The following is a 2,672-nucleotide window of genomic DNA, read 5'->3' on the forward strand; positions in this document are numbered from 1 at the left end:
CCGGGCGTGGATCGAGGCGGCGAGGCGGGCCAACGCGGCCGGCGCGATCAAGGTGACCCGGCGCGGCCCGGCCACGGCCCCCACGGCCCGGGAGATCGACGCCTTCCTCGCCAGCGAATAACCCACCGCGACGACCCTCGTGAAGATGGTCGTGGGTCTGCGACCGCGCCGGGCCGTCGCAAACCCCGCGAACCATCTGCCACGGGAGCGAGGGAGTCAGGCCGGGGCGTAGTGCCGCACGCCGTCGAGGTCCTCACAGCGCACCCGGCCGCGCTCGGCCAGCACGGCCAGGTGGGCAGCGGTCTCGAGCACCGCGAGCATCTGGTTGAACACGTCCATGTCCGCCAGCGCGCGCTTGCGCCGGGTCCAGCCGAGCCGGGCGGCCACCTCGTATGCCGTGTCCGCGCCGGACTGCATCGCCGCCAGGCTCGCGTCGAGCCGTTCCTCGTGGTGGAGGAGGAGCTCATCGACCCGCTCGTGCACGCTGGCCGTGACCGGGCCGTGTGCGGGGAGCAGCCGTGCGTCCGGCATCGCGCGCACCAGCCGCAGCGAGGTGAGGTAGTCAGCCAGGGGCGAGGTCACCACGGCCTGTTCGAACCCGATCGACGGCGTGATGTGCGGGAGCACGTGGTCTCCCGCGAAGAGCACCTCCTGCGCGGCGTCGTGGTAGACGAGGTGACCGCGCGTGTGTCCGGGGGTGTGCACGGCCTCGAGGGTCCGCTCCCCCAGCGGCACGCGCGCACCGTCCGGGAGCCAGTGGTCCGGCGGCTCCCAGTCGGTGCGATCGGGGTTCGGATCCAGGCCGGCACGGACCTGCTGAGCCAGGTGACCGGCACCGGCCGACTCGAGCAACCGCACCTGGGCGATCTCCCGCCGCGGCGCGGTGGGCGCGAGCAGCTCCAGCGACGGCCGCTCCCCCTCGCCGAGGCTCACCCTCGACCCGAACTGGCGGCGCACGGCCACGGCCTGGGTGTAGTGGTCGCGGTGCGCGTGGGTCACCAGGAACGCCGAGATGTCCGCGAGGCCGTAGCCGATCTTGTCGAGCGACTGGGCCAACAGCTCCTCGCTCTCGGCCAGCGCCCACCCGCCGTCGACGAGGACGACCCGGTCACCGTCCCGGATGGCGTAGACGTTGACCGCCCGCAGCCCGTCCTGCGGCAACGGCAACGGGATCCGGTGCACGCCCGGTGCCACCTCGTGGGCTCCGGGCTCGGTCCACTGGTCGCGGTCCTGCGCCACCATCAGGGGCGGCCGAGCAGCATCGCCATGCCCTGGCCCACGCCAACGCACATCGTGGCCAGGGCGTAGTCCTGCTTCTCGTCCGCCATCGTCATCGCCGCGCTGAGGGCCAGCCGGGCGCCGCTCATGCCGAGCGGGTGCCCCAGGGCGATCGCGCCGCCGTGCGGGTTGACGTGCTCGGCGTCGTCGGCCAGGCCGAGGTCGCGCAGCACCGCGAGAGACTGCGAGGCGAAGGCCTCGTTGAGCTCGATCGTGCCGATCGCGTCGAGCTCGACACCGCTGCGCGCCAAGACCTTTCGCACGGCCGGCACCGGTCCGACACCCATGACGCGCGGTGGCACCCCGGCGGCGGCGGTCGACACGACGCGGGCCAGCGGGGTCAGCCCGTAGCGCTCCACCGCCTCGCCCGAGGCAACCAGCAGGGCGGCTGCGCCGTCGTTCACCCCCGAGGAGTTGCCAGCGGTCACCGAGCCGCCCTCGAACAGCGGCCGCAGTCGGCCCAACGCCTCGGCCGACGTGTCCCGCGGGTGCTCGTCCTGCGCCACCTCGACCGGGTCGGCCCTGCGACGCGGCACCGAGACCGGCACGATCTCGCGCGCCAGCCGCCCGTTGCCCATCGCCTTGGCCGCCCGCTCCTGCGAGCGCAGCGCAAAGGCGTCCTGGTCCTCGCGGGTCACGGCGTAGTCGTCGGCGACGTTCTGCGCGGTCCTGGGCATCCCGTCGACGCCGTACTCCCGCTCCAGCGCAGGGTTGACGAAGCGCCAGCCGATCGTCGTGTCGTAGATCTCGGCGCTGCGAGACCAGGCGGTGGCCGCCTTGGGCTGGACGAACGGTGCCCGGCTCATGCTCTCGACCCCGCCGGCAACGAAGAGGTCGCCGTCGCCCGCGGCGATCGCGCGCGCCGCGTAGCCGACGGCGTCGAGTCCGGAGGCGCACAGCCGGTTGATCGTCGTGCCGGACACCTCGACCGGCAGACCCGCGAGCAGCAGCGCTATCCGGGCCACGTTGCGGTTGTCCTCACCGGCCTGGTTGGCACACCCCATCACGACGTCGTCGAGCGATGCCCAGTCCACCGACTCGTGCCGCCCGACGAGCTCCTTGATGACGTGCGCCGCCATGTCGTCCGGGCGCACAGGGGCGAGCGCCCCGCCGAACCGGCCGATCGGCGTCCGCACGCCGGACACGACGTATGCCGTGCGCCCAGTCTGTGTGCCGCGCCCCTCGTCGCCGCTCATGCTGTCGACCCGCCGCCCAGGTGCGCCCGGCCGGCCTGCGTGATCACGCGGTCCTGCAGCTCGGTGTCGATGAGCGGCGGGTCGGCGGTGTAGAGCTTGGCGACGGCGGCACGGTCGAGCCCGACCTCGCGGGCCGCCTGGTGCGCCTCGAGCTTGTGCAGCCGTCCCCCCGGCGCGTCGGCGATCCGGCGCAGGAAC

3 protein-coding genes are annotated in these 2,672 nt (G+C 73.7%); all 3 read right to left on the bottom strand.

Annotated elements, in window-relative coordinates; genetic code table 11:
* Positions 1–216: 216 nt before the first annotated feature.
* Positions 217–1,242, bottom strand: a complete 1,026-nt coding sequence (locus tag FRW57_RS20135; RefSeq protein WP_152186895.1) for an MBL fold metallo-hydrolase — start codon at positions 1,240–1,242, stop codon at positions 217–219.
* Complete coding sequence (gene pcaF, locus FRW57_RS20140) at positions 1,242–2,474, bottom strand: 3-oxoadipyl-CoA thiolase (RefSeq protein ID WP_152186896.1); 1,233 nt, start codon at positions 2,472–2,474, stop codon at positions 1,242–1,244. The genes FRW57_RS20135 and pcaF overlap by 1 nt, the downstream gene beginning before the upstream one ends.
* The coding region (locus FRW57_RS23580) for a hypothetical protein (RefSeq protein WP_162529439.1) at positions 2,471–2,672 on the bottom strand (202 nt) is incomplete at its 5' end. The genes pcaF and FRW57_RS23580, both read right to left, overlap by 4 nt.

The sequence above is a fragment of the Segeticoccus rhizosphaerae genome, from assembly GCF_009192725.1.
In the GTDB taxonomy this organism is placed as follows: domain Bacteria; phylum Actinomycetota; class Actinomycetes; order Actinomycetales; family Dermatophilaceae; genus Segeticoccus; species Segeticoccus rhizosphaerae.